The organism is Streptomyces sp. cf386 (assembly GCF_900103585.1).
Lineage (GTDB): Bacteria > Actinomycetota > Actinomycetes > Streptomycetales > Streptomycetaceae > Streptomyces.
Genome location: NZ_FNHV01000015.1, coordinates 157,312 through 171,611 on the forward strand (window position 1 = coordinate 157,312; position 14,300 = coordinate 171,611).

A 14,300-nucleotide genomic window follows, 5' to 3' on the forward strand; every position below is an offset into this window, starting at 1 on the left:
CGCTCTTTTGCGCTCAGTCGTGCCAGGCGCCGAAGTCCTCCAGGAGCTGCTGGAGGGGCTCGAAGACGCCCGGGGTGGCCGCGACCGCCAGGTCGGTGGACGGGCGCTCTCCGGGGCGTCCACCCGTGAGCGCGCCCGCTTCCCGTGCGATCAGGTCGCCCGCGGCCATGTCCCAGGCGTTCAGTCCCCGCTCGAAGTAGCCGTCCAGGCGGCCTGCCGCGAGGTCGCACAGGTCGATCGCGGCCGAGCCGCCCCGGCGGATGTCGCGCAGCAGCGGGATGAGCCGGCGGGCCACGTCGGCCTGGTGGGTGCGGACCTCGGTGACGTAGTTGAAGCCGGTCGAGACCAGGGCCTGCTCCAGGGGTGCCGTGGGGCGGCAGCTGAGTCTGCGTTCGCCGTCCCAGGGTCCCGTGGCCCAGGCACCGCCGCCACGAACCGCGTGGTACGTCTCACCGCGCATCGGCGCCGCCACGACCCCGGCCACCGCCTCGCCGTCCTGCTCGGCGGCGATGGAGACGGACCAGGTCGGCAGTCCGTAGAGGTAGTTCACCGTGCCGTCGAGCGGGTCGATCACCCAGCGGACGCCGCTCGTGCCCTCGGTGGAGGCGCCCTCCTCACCGAGGAAGCCGTCGTCCGGGCGGTGCTCGGAGATCAGGTCGGTGATCAGCTTCTCCGCCGCGATGTCCATCTCCGTGACCACGTCGATCGGGCTCGACTTGGTCGCGGCGACGGCCAGGTCGGCCGGGCGGCCGTCGCGCAGCAGCTCACCCGCGCGACGGGCTGCCTCCTGGGCCAGTCCGAGCAGTTCCGTGTGCAGGGCGTCGGTCACGGGGCTCCTCATGCGTAGGGGCTGTCGGCGCCCGCGGCGGCGGGCCTGGGCGCGCGGGCCGGGCAGCAGCCCACCGGGCAGAGGTTGTGGCTCGCGCCGAGCCCGCCGAGGACGCACGGCGTGACCTCCTCGGCACGCTCCACCGCGGCGCGCTCCAGGACGAGGTCGCGGATCGCCGCGGCGAACCGCGGGTCGTCGCCGACGGTGGCCGAGCGGCGCATCGGCAGCCCGAGCTCCTCGGCCTTGGCCTTGGCCTCGGTGTCGAGGTCGTAGAGGACCTCCATGTGGTCGGAGACGAAGCCGATGGGCGCGATGACGACGGCCGGTGCGCCGGCCTCGTGCCGCTCCTCCAGGTGGTCGCAGATGTCGGGCTCCAGCCACGGGATGTGCGGGGCGCCGGAGCGGGACTGATAGACGAGCTGCCAGGGGTGGTCGACGCCGGTGCGCTCGCGGACGGCCTCGGCGATCAGCCGGGAGACCTCCAGGTGCTGCTCGACGTACGCGCCGCCCTCACCGTGGTCCTCGACGGGGCCGGAGGCGTCCGCGGAGGCATTGGGGATCGAGTGGGTCGAGAAGGCGATGTGCGCGCCACCGCGGACGTCCTCGGGCAGGTCGGCGAGGGACTCCAGCACGCCGTCGATCATCGGCTCCAGGAAGCCGGGGTGGTTGAAGTAGTGCCGCAGCTTGTCGATCTCGGGGAGCTCCAGGCCTTCGGCCTCCAGGGCGGCCAGCGAGTCGGCGAGGTTCTCGCGGTACTGGCGGCAGCCCGAGTAGGAGGCGTAGGCGCTGGTGGCGAGGACCAGGATGCGGCGCCGGCCGTCGGCGACCATCTCGCGCAGGGTGTCCGTCAGGTACGGCGCCCAGTTGCGGTTGCCCCAGTAGATCGGCAGATCCAGGCCGTGCTCGGCGAAGTCCTTGCGGAGGGCGTCGAGCAGGGCGCGGTTCTGGTCGTTGATGGGGCTGACTCCGCCGAACAGGAAGTAGTGTTCGCCGACTTCCTGCAGGCGTTCCTTGGGGATGCCCCGCCCACGGGTGACGTTCTCCAGGAACGGGATCACGTCGTCCGGGCCCTCGGGGCCGCCGAAGGAGAGCAGGAGCAGGGCGTCGTAGGGGGTGGCATGGCGCGCGTCTGGCATGGATCGATCCTGTCATCCGGTACTGACAGCCGGGAAACGGCGGGGTGACCACCCGGGTTCCCGATTCGTCCGGACAGGTGCGTTAGGGTCACCTAACTCGTAAGCTGTATCGGCCACCCACGCGCCTTACCGAGTCGCCCCTGAACTGCCGTTGCGCTGCCCCGAGTTGCTTCTGATGTGCCCTCGTTGTGCCCCTCATTCGCCTGAGCCGCCGCCGTCCAGCTGCTTCCGCCCGACCGGAGACCCCCGTGCCCAGCCCCTACCGCGCCCTGTTCGCCGCCCCCGGCAGCAAGGCCTTCTCCGCCGCGGGTTTCCTCGGCCGGATGCCGCTGTCGATGATGGGCATCGGCGTGGTCACGATGATCTCCCAGCTGACCGGGCGGTACGGCCTCGCCGGTGCCCTGTCGGCCACCATCGCGCTCGCCGCGGCGGTGGCGGGCCCTCAGGTCTCGCGACTGGTCGACCAGTACGGGCAACGGCGGGTGCTCCGCCCGGCGACGCTGATCTCGCTGCTCGCGGGGGCGGTGCTGCTGTTCGCCGCGCACTACGGGTGGCCGGATTGGGTGCTGTTCGTGGCCTGCGTCGGCATCGGCTGCGTGCCCAGCGTCGGGGCGATGACCCGGGCCCGCTGGGCCGCGCTGTACCGGGGGACGCCTCAGCTGCACACCGCGTACTCGCTGGAGTCCGTGGTGGACGAGGTGTGCTTCATCTTCGGGCCGATCATCTCCATCGGCCTGTCCACGGCGTGGTTCCCGGAGGCCGGGCCGCTGCTCGCCGGCTGCTTCCTGGCGGTCGGCGTCTTCTGGCTGACCGCGCAGCGGTCCACCGAGCCCGCGCCGCATCCGCGTGAGCGAAACAGCGGCAGCTCCGCCCTGCGCGCCCCGGGGCTGCAGGTCCTGGTGGCCACCTTCGTGGCGACCGGAGCGATCTTCGGGTCGGTCGACGTGGTCACCGTCGCCTTCGCGGACGAGCAGGGGCACAAGAGCGCCGCGAGTGTGGTCCTCGCGCTGTACGCGGCGGGCTCCTGCGCGGCGGGACTCGTCTTCGGGCTGTTGCGCTTCAAGGGGGCGCCCGAACCTCGCTGGCTGCTGGGCATATGCGCGATGGCCGTGAGTATGATCCCCCTCCTACTGGTCGGAAACTTGCCGTTTCTGGCCGTGGCGCTGTTCGTCTCGGGCATGGCCGTCGCTCCCACGATGATCACCACCATGTCCCTGATCGAAGAGCACGTACCACGCGCGCAACTGACCGAGGGCATGACCTGGGTGAGCACCGGGCTCGCGGTCGGGGTCGCGCTCGGCTCCTCCGTGGCCGGCCTGGTGATCGACGCGGCCGGTGCGGACGCCGGGTACGGGGTTCCGGCGGTGTCCGGTGCCGTCGCGGTCGCGGTCGGTTTCCTGGGGTACCGCCGGCTCAGCAGGCCGGCGCCGGGTCGGGGAGGCACCGTTGAGCAGCACAGCGAGCGGGAAGAACGGCACGTGGCGTAACTGGGGCGGCAATGTCGCCGCCCGCCCCGCGCGGGAGGTCACTCCGGCCTCGGTCGACGAGTTGTCGGCGGCGATACGCCGGGCCGCCGAGGACGGCCTGAAGGTGAAGGCGGTCGGCAGCGGGCATTCCTTCACGTCCATTGCCGCCACCGACGGCGTGTTGATCCGCCCTCAACTGTTGACCGGCATCCGCAACATTGACCGCGAGGCCATGACCGTCACGGTCGAGGCCGGCACTCCGCTCAAGAGACTCAACCTGGCCCTGGCGCGCGAGGGCCTGTCGCTCACGAACATGGGCGACATCATGGAGCAGACGGTCTCCGGCGCCACCAGCACCGGTACGCACGGCACCGGCCGCGACTCGGCCTCGATCGCCGCCCAGATCAAGGGACTGGAGCTGGTCACCGCCGACGGCTCGGTACTTGCCTGCTCCGAGAAGGAGAACCCGGAAGTCTTCGCGGCCGCCCGCATCGGCCTCGGCGCACTCGGCATCGTCACCGCGATCACCTTCGCGGTGGAGCCCGTCTTCCTGCTCACCGCGCGTGAGGAGCCGATGCCCATCGACAAGGTCCTCGCCGAGTTCGACGAACTCTGGGCCGAGAACGAGCACTTCGAGTTCTACTGGTTCCCGCACACCGGCAACACCAACACCAAGCGCAACAACCGCAGCGCGGGCCCCGAGAAGCCGGTATCCCAGCTCCAGGGCTGGTTCGAGGACGAGTTCCTCTCCAACGGCGTCTTCCAGGTGGCCCAGTGGGTCGGCCGCGCGGCGCCCGCCACGATCCCCGCGATCGCCCAGATCTCCAGCAAGGCCCTGTCGTCGCGGACCTACACCGACATCCCGTACAAGGTCTTCACATCGCCGCGCCGGGTGCGCTTCGTGGAGATGGAGTACGCCGTCCCACGCGCGGCCGTCGTCGAGACGTTGCGCGAGCTCAAGGCCATGGTCGAGCGCTCCGGCCTCAGGGTCAGCTTCCCGGTCGAGGTGCGCACCGCCCCCGCCGACGACATCACGCTGTCCACCGCCTCGGGCCGCGACAGCGCCTACATCGCCGTCCACATGGTCAAGGGCACCCCGTTCCAGCGGTACTTCACCGCCGCCGAGCGGATCTTCACCGCGCACGAGGGGCGGCCGCACTGGGGCAAGGTGCACACGCGGGACGCCGAGTACTTCGGCCAGGTGTACCCACGCTTCGGCGAGTTCGCCGCCCTGCGGGACCGACTGGACCCCGACCGCCGGTTCCAGAACGACTACCTGCGAAGGGTGTTGGGGGCATAGCGCCGGACCGGCCCGATCCAGCCGTTCGACCAACCGCGCGGCAGGGGGACGTACGCACGAAACCATTAGTTCCGTTTCTGCGGATTGCGTGAAGTGCGCCACGTAAAAGATCGGATAACCGCTCAACGGACGGCCGAGTCACGCTTCTTGCCAGAAGTTGGGCGGCGTGCCAATCCACGCACGTGGCCCAAATGGAGTACTGTTGCGAGCCCTGGGTCCGGTCTCCCGCCAGGGCGTCCGTGGCCTTCAAGGACCGCCGGGAGGGGGCTAGTTGCACAGGGTGACGGAGTTGGTCACTTAGCGTTGCGAATAGGTAACCGTGCCATAACGGCGATCCAGGGCCCGTGCCCGACACGCCGGGCAACTCGGCAAGGTTGTGGCAGGCTGCACCCGGGCAGGCCACACTCGACTAGCGGAAGCAGCGACGCACGTGACGTCGGCAGGCACCACCCGGGAGGTCCCCATGCCCGAACTGCGTGTCGTGGCCGTCTCGAATGACGGCACACGGCTGGTGCTCAAGGCTGCCGACGCGACGGAGTACACCCTTCCGATCGACGAGCGGCTGCGCGCCGCTGTGCGCGGCGATCGGCCCCGCCTCGGCCAGATCGAGATCGAGGTGGAGAGCCATCTCCGCCCGCGTGACATCCAGGCGCGTATACGAGCGGGTGCGACGGCCGAGGAGGTCGCGCAGCTCGCCGGCATCCCTGTCGACCGGGTACGTCGCTTCGAGGGCCCCGTCCTCGCGGAGCGGGCCTTCATGGCCGAACGCGCCCGCAAGACGCCCGTCCGCCGGCCCGGTGAGAACGCCGGTCCGCAGCTCGGCGAGGCCGTCCAGGAGCGGCTGTTGCTGCGCGGCGCCGACAAGGACACCGCCCAGTGGGACTCGTGGCGCCGCGACGACGGCACCTGGGAGGTCCTGCTGGTCTACCTGGTCGCGGGCGAACCGCACTCGGCCAGCTGGACGTACGACCCGCCCCGGCGGCTCGTCCAGGCCGTCGACGACGAGGCGCGCTCGCTGATCGGCGAGTCCGACGACCTCGCCGCGCCGGAGCCCAGCTTCCCGTTCGTGCCACGGATCGCCCGGCTCCCGCGCGAGCGCTCGATGGACCGCGCTCTCGAGACCGCGCGGCCGAGCCTGCCGGCCCAGGCCTCCGAGCCGGTCGAGGAGACCACGGAGGAACGGGACTCGCTGACCAGCCTGCTGGAGGCGGTGCCCAGCTTCCGTGGCGACCTGGTGGTACCGGAGCGCCCCGCGGAGCCGGTCGCGGAGGAGCCCCCCGCCGAACCGGAGGCGGAGGAACCTCCCGCCCCCGCCGCCTCGGCCGGTTCCGCCTACGCGGACGTCCTCATGCCCCGCTCCGTCGGCAGCCACCGCGACCGCCTCATCGGCTCCACGGACCGTCAGGCAGAAGCGGACGGCGTCCGCCCGGGCCGCCGGGCCGCCGTCCCGAGCTGGGACGAGATCGTGTTCGGGACGCGCAGGAAGAAGCAGGAGTAGGCAGCAGAAGGAGTGGGTCGTACGGCTGTGGATTCGGCCGTACGACGACGAGGGCCGCGTTGTTCGCAACGCGGCCCTCGTGCCGTTCGGGCCGTGTGGCGCCCTGCCCTACTGCGGATCCGGCCCCACAGCCACCGGCCGGGACGCATCCGACGACCACTCCGACCAGGAACCGACGTACAGCGCCGCCGGAATCCCCGCGACCGCCAGGGCCAGCACCTCGTGAGCGGCGGAGACACCCGAGCCGCAGTACACGCCGACCTCGGTGCCCTCGGAGGCGCCCACCGCCTTGAAGCGGGACCGGAGTTCCTCGGCGGCGAGGAAGCGGCCGTCGGCGCCGACGTTGTCGTTCGTGGGTGCGGACACCGCGCCCGGGATGTGGCCGCCCACCGGGTCGATCGGCTCGACCTCACCGCGGTACCGCTCCCCCGCACGGGCGTCCAGCAGCACCCCTGAACGGGCGAGCGCCGCGGCGCCGTCGGCGTCGAGCAGACCCGTCGGTCCCGGCGCGGGATCGAAGTCGCCCTCCGCCGGAGTCGGTACGGACGTCTCCCGCGGCCCCTCCCAGGCCGCCAGCCCACCATCGAGGACCCGCACATCCGGGTGCCCCGTCCAGCTCAGCAGCCACCACGCCCGGGCCGCCGCCCAGCCCTGCCCACCGTCGTACACGACGACCGGCGTCCCGGACGACACGCCCGCGCGCCGCATCGCCGCGCCGAATTCGGCCAGGTCCGGCAACGGGTGACGGCCGCGCGCACCGGGGGCGGAGGCCAGTTCGCGATCCAGGTCGACATAGACCGCGCCGGGGATGTGCCCGGCCTCGTACGCGGTGCGGCCGTCGAACGGCGGCTCGCCGGGCGTCTTGGCCAGGCTCAGCTGCCAGCGGACGTCGAGGAGCAGTGGCGGGTTCTCGCCCGCCAGCGCGCTCGCGAGTTCGGATGCGGAGATGATGGCGTTCATGGCCACCATCCTTGCGCACGGGGTGGCCGCATCGGCCCGCTCCGGATACTCTGCCCGCCGGACAGGCCCGATCACGAGGCGTACGGGACCGGGCACATGCTGTACAGCCGATCGACGTCCGTCGTCAATCGCACGGAAACGGGCGGTAAATCGCACACCGGGCATCCTCCGGGCACCGGCCGTCCTGCGCGGCGCGCCCGCAGCGCGCGCGGCCACGGCTGGTGCGAGCATCGGCACGGGGGTCCGGACAGCGGAAGCGACACGGCCACCGCGAGGGACCGAGGAGAGAGTGACGATGACCGAGGCACGGGGGTCGGCCGGCCCGAACGGCGCGACGCACGCCCGGCACGCGCCCGGCACGCCCAGCTGGGTGAGCCTGATGGTGCACGGGCTGGCCGCGACCGAGGACTTCTACGGCGCGCTGTTCGGCTGGGAGTTCCAGCCCGGCCCCCAGCAACTCGGCCCCTATGTGCGGGCCCTGCTGAACGGCCATGAGGTGGCCGGCATCGGCCAGTTGCCGCCCGACCGCCACCTCCCCATCGCCTGGACGCCGTATCTCGCCTCGAACGACGTGGATCTGACCGCCGAGACGGTACGGCTGTGCGGCGGCACGGTCGGGGTGGGGCCCCTGGACGCCGCCGAGGCAGGCCGGATGGCGATCTGCTCCGACCCGGCCGGCGCGGTCTTCGGCATCTGGCAGGCGGCGGCCCATCTGGGCACGGCGGTCACGGGCGTGCCCGGCACCCCGGCCTGGAACGAGCTGCTGACCTTCGAGTCCGTGAACGTCGCCAAGTTCTACGAGAGCGTGTTCGCCTATGAGGAGGAGCCGGTGGTCTCCGCCGACTTCGACTACGTCACCCTGCACATCGGCGGCCGGCCGGTCGCCGGCATCCACGGCGTCGGCAACGCCCTGCCCCGCGACCGGGGCCCGCACTGGGTGACGTACTTCGAAGTCGCCGACACGGACGAGACGGTGGCCCGGATCGTCGACCTCGGCGGTCACGTCATCAAACCGGCCCACGACAGCGCCCATGGCCGCGTGGCGACGGTGTCGGACCCGGAGGGGGCTCGGTTCTCCCTCATCGAGAATCCGCGTTGACGCGCCCGGGAGCGGGGCCGGCTGCCGGACGGAACGGCGGTTCAGGCCGGCTGCACCGGCAGGACGTCGGGTGACAGCGCCGCGGCGCGTGCGCCGGCCGCCGTCATACGGCGGAGATGGTGACGGCGGCACAGGACCTCGTAGCCGACCGCGTCCGCCTGGTTGACGTCGCCGACGACCACCTGGGCGCCCTCGACGACCATCTCGCCGCCTATCGTGCGGGCGTTGTGGGTGGCGCGGGCGCCGCACCAGCACAGGGCCTCGACCTGGAGCACCTCGACGCGGTCGGCGAGTTCCACCAGGCGCTGGGAGCCGGGGAACAGCTTGGTGCGGAAGTCGGTCGTGATGCCGAAGGCGTAGACATCGAGGCCCAGGTCGTCGACCACGCGCGCGAGTTGGTCGATCTGCTGCGGCGCGAGGAACTGCGCCTCGTCGGCGATGACGTAGTCGGCGCGGCCGCCTCGGGAGAGGTGGTCGACGATGTAGGCGTACAGGTCCCTGCCGTCCTCGACCTCCACCGCGTCGGTGACCAGGCCGAGCCGGGAGGACAGCTTGCCCTCCCCCGCACGGTCGTCCCGCGTGAAGATGATGCCCTGCAGACCACGCGCCGAACGGTTGTGCTCGATCTGGAGAGCCAGCGTCGACTTCCCGCAGTCCATCGTTCCGGAGAAGAACACCAGCTCGGGCATGTTGAGTTGAGCACCTTTCGGCAACCGGGAGGACTGAACGGAGCGGACTTGGCAGGTGGGGCGGAGGGACTGAGGGACGCTTCAGGAGCGTACTTCGAGCAGGGGGACGAACTGCTCGGCGGGGGTCATCGAGCCGTGGTTGCCGACCATCGCCGACTCCTTCGGCTCCCGCTCGGACGCGATGATCAGGACGTCGTCCCGCGCGGCCGCGACCACGTCGCCCAGGCGGTCGTAAACCCGCTCGTCGATCCGCGGCCCGAACCAGCCCGCCGCGATCGCCTCGTCCCGCGAGGCCACCCAGAACTGCTCGCCGAGCACCTCGCGCCAGCAGGTCAGGACGTCCTGCGCGGCGCCGGGCACCGCGTACACGTGCCGCGCCCGGCCCTCGCCGCCCAGCAGGGCGACGCCGGCGCGCAGCTCCCAGTCCTCGTCGAAGTCGATGCGGTGCTCCTCGTCGAAGGGCACGTCGATCATGCCGTGGTCGGCGGTGACGTAGAGCGCGCTGTGCGGCGGGAGCTGCTCGGCGAGGCGCTGGACGAGGCGGTCGACGTACATGAGCTGGCCGCGCCAGGTGTCCGATTCGACGCCGTAGCGGTGGCCGGCGCCGTCCAGTTCGGCGTAGTAGGTGTAGACCAAGGAGCGGTCGCCCTCGGCCAGTTGTTCGGCCGCGAGATCCATGCGGTCCTCGCCGGTCAGCCGCCCGTGGAACGTTCCTCCACTCAGCGCGACCTTGGTCAGCGGGGTGTTCTGAAAGGTGGGCGACGACACCTGGGCCGCGTGCACACCCGCCTGCTGTGCCAGCTCGAAAACGGTGGGATAGGGCTGCCAGACATGCGGTGACGTCCACGGCTTCCAGCGCAGCTGGTTCATCAGCTCGCCGGTCGCCGGGTTGCGCGCGGTGTATCCGGGCAGGCCGTGCGCGCCCGGTGGCAGGCCGGTGCCGACGGAGGCGAGGGAGGTCGCGGTGGTCGCCGGGTAGCCGGCGGTGATCGGGCGTCCGGTGCCGCCGCGGGAGCTGCTGAGCAGCGAGCTCATGAAGGGGGCCTCGTCCGGGTGCGCCTTCAGCTGCTCCCAGCCGAGGCCGTCGATCAGGAACACGCAGTTCCGGTCGGCGGGGGTCAGCTCGGGGATCGCGGCGGTCATGCCCGGTACGGCCATGCCGGCGGCCAGTGTGGGCAGCAGGTCGGCGAGTGAGCCGCTGCCGTACTCGGGGGGAGGCGCGGAGTCGACGGCGAGAGGTTCCGGGTGGGAGTCCCAGGCGGTGGATTGGATCATCTCAGTGGGCGACGTCCGCCGTCGCCTCGGAGAGCGACTGCGCGAAGGCGAGCGTCTGGCGCACCGTCTCCGGGCCGTCACCGGCCTCGCTGACACGCAGGCTGAGGTCGTCCGCCGTGGAGCTGCCCGTGTAGCCGTGGTCGGCCTCGCAGTTGGGGTCGCCGCAGGCGGCGGGCTCCAGGTCGATACGGGAGACGGCACCCCAGCCGATGGTCAGCACGACCTCGCGGGGCAGCGTGCCCGGGCTGTACTGCTCCGGGTTGGCGACGACACGGCTGACCACGACCGACGAGATCCGGCCGAGCTTCACGGATTCCGTGGACGTCGTGGCGTACGGCGTCGGGGAGGTGCTGTCCGCGGCCTGCTCGTCGGTGTGGCTGACGATGAAGCGGTTGCCGGTGAGGACGAGGACGGTGACGTGCCGCCGCACCTCGTTCTGGTCGAACGTCGTCTCCTGGTGGACCAGGTACGACCGGATGGCGTCGCCGCCTACAGCGGCCTCCACCGCCTCGGCCACGAGGGCCGGGTAGTAGCCGCTGCGCTCGATCGCCGCTCGCAGCCCCTGGGTCGTCGTACTGGTCTTGGCCATGACGTCCATCCTACGGGGGCGCACTGACTGCGAGGCACCGCTCGGCGCTGTCCGCGCGGACGTCTCAGGGGACGGGCAGCGGGTCAGTAGACGGGCAGCGTGCGCGGGCCCAGGTCGTCGCGGGCGGGCGGCGGTGCGAGCCGCACGGAGGCACCGAGCACGCTCAGGCCGTGCGTGGCGACGACGACCGGCTCCAGGGTGACCGCGACGACCTCCGGGTGATCGTCGACCAGCCGCGACACCCGTAGCAGCAGTTCCTCCAGGGCGGGGGTGTCGACGGGTGCGGAGCCGCGCCAGCCGAACAGGAGCGGTGCCGTCCGGATCGACCGGACGATCGAGGTCGCCTCGCGGTCGGTGACCGGAATCAGCCGGTGCGCCGTGTCCCCGAGCAACTGCGAGGCCGCTCCGGCGAGCCCGAAGGACAGCACGGCGCCGGCCGCCGGGTCGATCACGGCCCGTACGACGGTGTCCACGCCGCGTGGCGCCATGCTCTGCACGACCGGGCGCAGTTCCTCCGGCTTCCCGAACAGCGCGGTCAACTCTGCGTACGCCCGCCGCAGTTGCTCCTCGTCCGTGAGATCGAGCCGGACGCCGCCGAGGTCGGCGCGGTGCCGCAGATGGGGGGCGGTGGCCTTGAGGGCGACGGGGTAGCCGAGGGTGCGGGCGGCGTCTGCGGCGGCGTCGGGGGTGGGTGCGTGCAGGGCGCGGTGCACCTGGATGCCGTACTTCCCGAGCAGGTCACAGGTCTCGTCGGTGCCGAGCGTGAGCCCCTGCCCGCGCGCGAGCAGCCCGTCGATCAGCTGGGCGGCCCCCCTCTCGTCGATGTCCTCGTACTCGGGCACCTTGCCGGGGTCGGCCGCCTCGCGTCGCCACTGGGAGTAGTTGACGGCCTCGGCGAGGGCGCGGACGGCGCGCTCGGCCGCGGGGTAGGCGGGGATGAGGCGCGTGGGGCTCTCCGAGGTGTCCGGCTGCTCGGGCGGTGTCTCGGGCAGGAAGTCGAGGGGGCGGAAGGGGTGGGGACGGAGGGCGGCGCCGGGTGACTTCGCGCTCACCCGTGGTGCGGTGCTGGCCGCGGCCGACAGGGCCTCGGCGAGCCCGCCCAGCTCCACGTGCACCACCAGCACCGGCTTGCCCGGCATCCGCTCGGCCGCCGACCTCAGGGCCTCCGCCAGCTCGGCGTCACCGGTCGTGGCATCGCCGATCGCGGGTATGGCGGTGACGACGACCGCGTCACACGTCTCGTCGGCGAGCGCGCGCGACAACGCCGCGTGGAAGTCCGCCGCCGACGCCCCCGTGGTCAGATCCAGTGGCGGCAGCGGGCGCAGCCCCTCGGAGAGGCAGGCGTCGTAGGTCAGCAGCCCCAGCGACTCGGAGTTGCCGAGGATCGCCACGCGCGGTCCGGCCGGCAGCGGCTGACGGGCGAGCAGCAGCCCCGCGTCCACCAGCTCGGTGATCGTGTCGACCCGGATCACCCCGGCCTGCCGCAGCAGCTCGGACACCGTGGCGTGCGGCAGCCGCGTGGCCCGTACGGCGTGCCCCTGCGGCGCCGCGCCGCCGTGCCGCGCGCCCTGGACGACGACCAGGGGTTTCGCCGCGGCGGTGCGCCGGGCGAGGCGGGTGAACTTGCGCGGGTTGCCGATGGACTCCAGGTACATCAGGACGACTTCGGTGTCCGGGTCGTCGTACCAGTACTGAAGGACGTCGTTGCCGGACACGTCGGCCCGGTTGCCGGACGAGACGAAGGTGGACACACCGGTGACCCCGGTCACCCCGCCGCCCCGTCGGTGCAGCCGCGACAGCAGCGCGATCCCGATCGCTCCGGACTGCGCGAACAGGCCGATCCGGCCCGGGCGGGGCATCTGGGGCGCCAGTGAGGCGTTCAGTCGGACATCGGCGGCGGTGTTGATGATCCCGAAGGCGTTCGGCCCGATGATGCGCATGCCGTACGCACGCGCGTGCCGTACGAGTTCGCGCTGCCGCTCGCGGCCGTCGGGACCGCTCTCGGCGTACCCGGCGGAGACCACGACCAGCCCCTGCACGCCGTGCTCGCCGCACTCGGTGACCACCTCGGGGACGTACTCGGCGGGCACGGCGACCACCGCGAGGTCGACGTGCTCCTCGATGTCCCGCACGGAGCGGTGCGCGGGCACCCCGTCGAGCTCCTTGAGGTCCTCCGGGAACGCCCTGTTCACGGCGTACACCCGCCCCGTGAACCCGGCCTCCCTGATGTTGCCCAGGACGCCGCGGCCCACCCCGCCGGGCGTGCGGCCGGCTCCGATGACGGCGACGGAACCGGGCACCAGCAGCCGCCGCACGGACCGGGCCTCGGCGCGCTGCTCGCGCGCGTACTGCACGGCGAGCGAGCGGTCGGTCGGCTCCAGGTCGAACTCCAGGCGGACGACGCCGTCCTCGAAGCTGCGTTTCTGGGTGTATCCGGCGTCCGTGAACACCTTGATCATCTTGGTGTTGGCGGGGAGCACCTCGGCGGCGAAGCGGCGGATGTCACGCTCGCGTGCGACCGCGCCGATGTGTTCGAGGAGGGCGGAGGCGACGCCGCGCCCCTGGTGGGCGTCCTGGACGAGGAAGGCGACCTCGGCCTCGTCGGCGGGTGCCGACGCGGGCATTCCGTCGGCGCCGATCCGGTCGTAGCGTACGGTTGCGATGAACTCGCCGCCCACCGTGGCCGCGAGTCCCACCCGGTCCACAAAGTCGTGGTGCGTGAAGCGGTGGACGTCCTTCGCGGACAGTCGCGGGTAGGGCGCGAAGAAGCGGTAGTACTTCGACTCGTCCGACACCTGCTCGTAGAAGCTGACCAGGCGCTCGGCGTCATCAACGGTGATGGGGCGGATGCGCGCGGTGCCGCCGTCGCGCAGCACCACGTCGGCTTCCCAGTGGGCGGGGTACTCGTGCCGGTCCGAGGCGCTCTGCATGGGGCCCAGAGTACGGCTCGCGTACGACAACGGCGCGAGGCAGTCTGTGGAGGACGTATGACGGGTCGAGGCCGCGACCCGACAGTCACCTGAGGGGGACGATTTGTCCCTCCCGGCATGCTTCACGGGTGTGGGAAACTGGTCTAGACAACCCTGAACACCGAAGGGCAGCATCACATGGCTGAGCGCCGCGTCAACGTCGGCTGGGCCGAGGGCCTCCACGCCCGCCCCGCTTCCATCTTCGTCCGGGCCGCCACGGCCGCAGGTATCCCGGTGACGATCGCCAAGGCCGACGGCAACCCCGTCAACGCGGCCTCCATGCTGGCTGTTCTGGGCCTGGGCGCCCAGGGCGGCGAGGAGATCGTCCTCGCCTCCGACGCCGAGGGCGCGGACGCCGCGCTCGACCGCCTCGCGAAGCTGGTCTCCGAGGGCCTCGAGGAGCTGCCCGAGACGGTCTGAATGACCTGAGCGGGTCTCCGTAGCAAACGGTGAAGCCGCGTCCGCCTTTCCGGCGGGCGCGGCTTCAGTG

The 14,300-nt window shown here is 71.9% G+C and carries 12 protein-coding genes; 5 read left to right on the plus strand and 7 right to left on the minus strand.

Annotation, left to right across the window (positions count from 1 at the left end):
* Positions 1–13 precede the first annotated feature (13 nt).
* Both BLU79_RS33330 and BLU79_RS33335 read right to left on the minus strand, forming a co-directional pair.
* Entirely contained in the window at positions 14–829 is an 816-nt protein-coding gene (locus BLU79_RS33330; RefSeq protein WP_093909703.1) for an inositol monophosphatase family protein, read from the minus strand.
* Between the two features lie 8 nt (positions 830–837).
* Complete coding sequence (locus BLU79_RS33335; protein WP_093909704.1) at positions 838–1,965, minus strand: ferrochelatase; 1,128 nt, start codon at positions 1,963–1,965, stop codon at positions 838–840.
* Between the two features lie 248 nt (positions 1,966–2,213).
* Between BLU79_RS33335 and BLU79_RS33340 the strand changes: the two genes are divergently transcribed.
* The 3 genes from BLU79_RS33340 (at position 2,214) to sepH (ending at position 6,229) form a co-directional block, all read left to right on the plus strand.
* Positions 2,214–3,452, plus strand: coding sequence for an MFS transporter (locus tag BLU79_RS33340; protein WP_093909705.1), 1,239 nt, complete (start codon positions 2,214–2,216; stop codon positions 3,450–3,452).
* Positions 3,412–4,731: a D-arabinono-1,4-lactone oxidase gene (locus BLU79_RS33345; RefSeq protein ID WP_093909706.1), complete on the plus strand. Its 1,320-nt coding sequence runs from the start codon at positions 3,412–3,414 to the stop codon at positions 4,729–4,731. The genes BLU79_RS33340 and BLU79_RS33345 overlap by 41 nt, the downstream gene beginning before the upstream one ends.
* Before the next feature lie 463 nt (positions 4,732–5,194).
* A complete protein-coding gene (gene sepH, locus BLU79_RS33350) occupies positions 5,195–6,229 on the plus strand; it encodes a septation protein SepH (RefSeq protein WP_093909707.1) in 1,035 nt (344 codons plus the stop codon).
* Between the two features lie 108 nt (positions 6,230–6,337).
* Here the strand turns inward: sepH and BLU79_RS33355 are convergent, their stop codons facing one another.
* Entirely contained in the window at positions 6,338–7,189 is an 852-nt protein-coding gene (locus tag BLU79_RS33355; RefSeq protein ID WP_093909708.1) for a sulfurtransferase, read from the minus strand.
* A 295-nt stretch (positions 7,190–7,484) separates the two neighbouring features.
* On the opposite strand from BLU79_RS33355, the gene BLU79_RS33360 reads away from it, so the two are divergent.
* Positions 7,485–8,288: a VOC family protein gene (locus tag BLU79_RS33360; RefSeq protein WP_093909709.1), complete on the plus strand. Its 804-nt coding sequence runs from the start codon at positions 7,485–7,487 to the stop codon at positions 8,286–8,288.
* A 41-nt stretch (positions 8,289–8,329) separates the two neighbouring features.
* Here the strand turns inward: BLU79_RS33360 and BLU79_RS33365 are convergent, their stop codons facing one another.
* The 4 genes from BLU79_RS33365 to BLU79_RS33380 form a co-directional block, all read right to left on the minus strand.
* Complete coding sequence (locus BLU79_RS33365) at positions 8,330–8,977, minus strand: thymidine kinase (RefSeq protein WP_093909710.1); 648 nt, start codon at positions 8,975–8,977, stop codon at positions 8,330–8,332.
* Between the two features lie 81 nt (positions 8,978–9,058).
* Positions 9,059–10,252 (minus strand): alkaline phosphatase family protein, encoded by a 1,194-nt coding sequence (locus BLU79_RS33370; protein WP_093909711.1) that lies wholly within the window; start codon positions 10,250–10,252, stop codon positions 9,059–9,061.
* 1 nt (position 10,253) lies between these two features.
* The gene (locus BLU79_RS33375) at positions 10,254–10,850 is read right to left on the minus strand and encodes a DUF5998 family protein (RefSeq protein ID WP_093909712.1); all 597 of its coding nucleotides are present in this window, start codon (positions 10,848–10,850) and stop codon (positions 10,254–10,256) included.
* A gap of 74 nt (positions 10,851–10,924) precedes the next feature.
* Entirely contained in the window at positions 10,925–13,771 is a 2,847-nt protein-coding gene (locus tag BLU79_RS33380; RefSeq protein ID WP_093909713.1) for a bifunctional acetate--CoA ligase family protein/GNAT family N-acetyltransferase, read from the minus strand.
* A 177-nt stretch (positions 13,772–13,948) separates the two neighbouring features.
* Between BLU79_RS33380 and BLU79_RS33390 the strand changes: the two genes are divergently transcribed.
* Positions 13,949–14,230, plus strand: coding sequence for an HPr family phosphocarrier protein (locus tag BLU79_RS33390; protein ID WP_016432192.1), 282 nt, complete (start codon positions 13,949–13,951; stop codon positions 14,228–14,230).
* The last annotated feature ends 70 nt before the right edge of the window (positions 14,231–14,300 follow it).

Excerpts from the sequence above, each read along its gene's own strand:
- BLU79_RS33335 (WP_093909704.1), bottom strand. The coding sequence starts at position 1,965 with ATGCCAGACGCGCGCCATGCCACCCCCTACGACGCCCTGCTCCTGCTC.
- sepH (WP_093909707.1), top strand. The coding sequence starts at position 5,195 with ATGCCCGAACTGCGTGTCGTGGCCGTCTCGAATGACGGCACACGGCTG.
- BLU79_RS33355 (WP_093909708.1), bottom strand. The coding sequence starts at position 7,189 with ATGAACGCCATCATCTCCGCATCCGAACTCGCGAGCGCGCTGGCGGGC.
- BLU79_RS33360 (WP_093909709.1), top strand. The coding sequence starts at position 7,485 with ATGACCGAGGCACGGGGGTCGGCCGGCCCGAACGGCGCGACGCACGCC.
- BLU79_RS33365 (WP_093909710.1), bottom strand. The coding sequence starts at position 8,977 with ATGCCCGAGCTGGTGTTCTTCTCCGGAACGATGGACTGCGGGAAGTCG.
- BLU79_RS33370 (WP_093909711.1), bottom strand. The coding sequence starts at position 10,252 with ATGATCCAATCCACCGCCTGGGACTCCCACCCGGAACCTCTCGCCGTC.
- BLU79_RS33375 (WP_093909712.1), bottom strand. The coding sequence starts at position 10,850 with ATGGACGTCATGGCCAAGACCAGTACGACGACCCAGGGGCTGCGAGCG.
- BLU79_RS33380 (WP_093909713.1), bottom strand. The coding sequence starts at position 13,771 with ATGCAGAGCGCCTCGGACCGGCACGAGTACCCCGCCCACTGGGAAGCC.
- BLU79_RS33390 (WP_016432192.1), top strand. The coding sequence starts at position 13,949 with ATGGCTGAGCGCCGCGTCAACGTCGGCTGGGCCGAGGGCCTCCACGCC.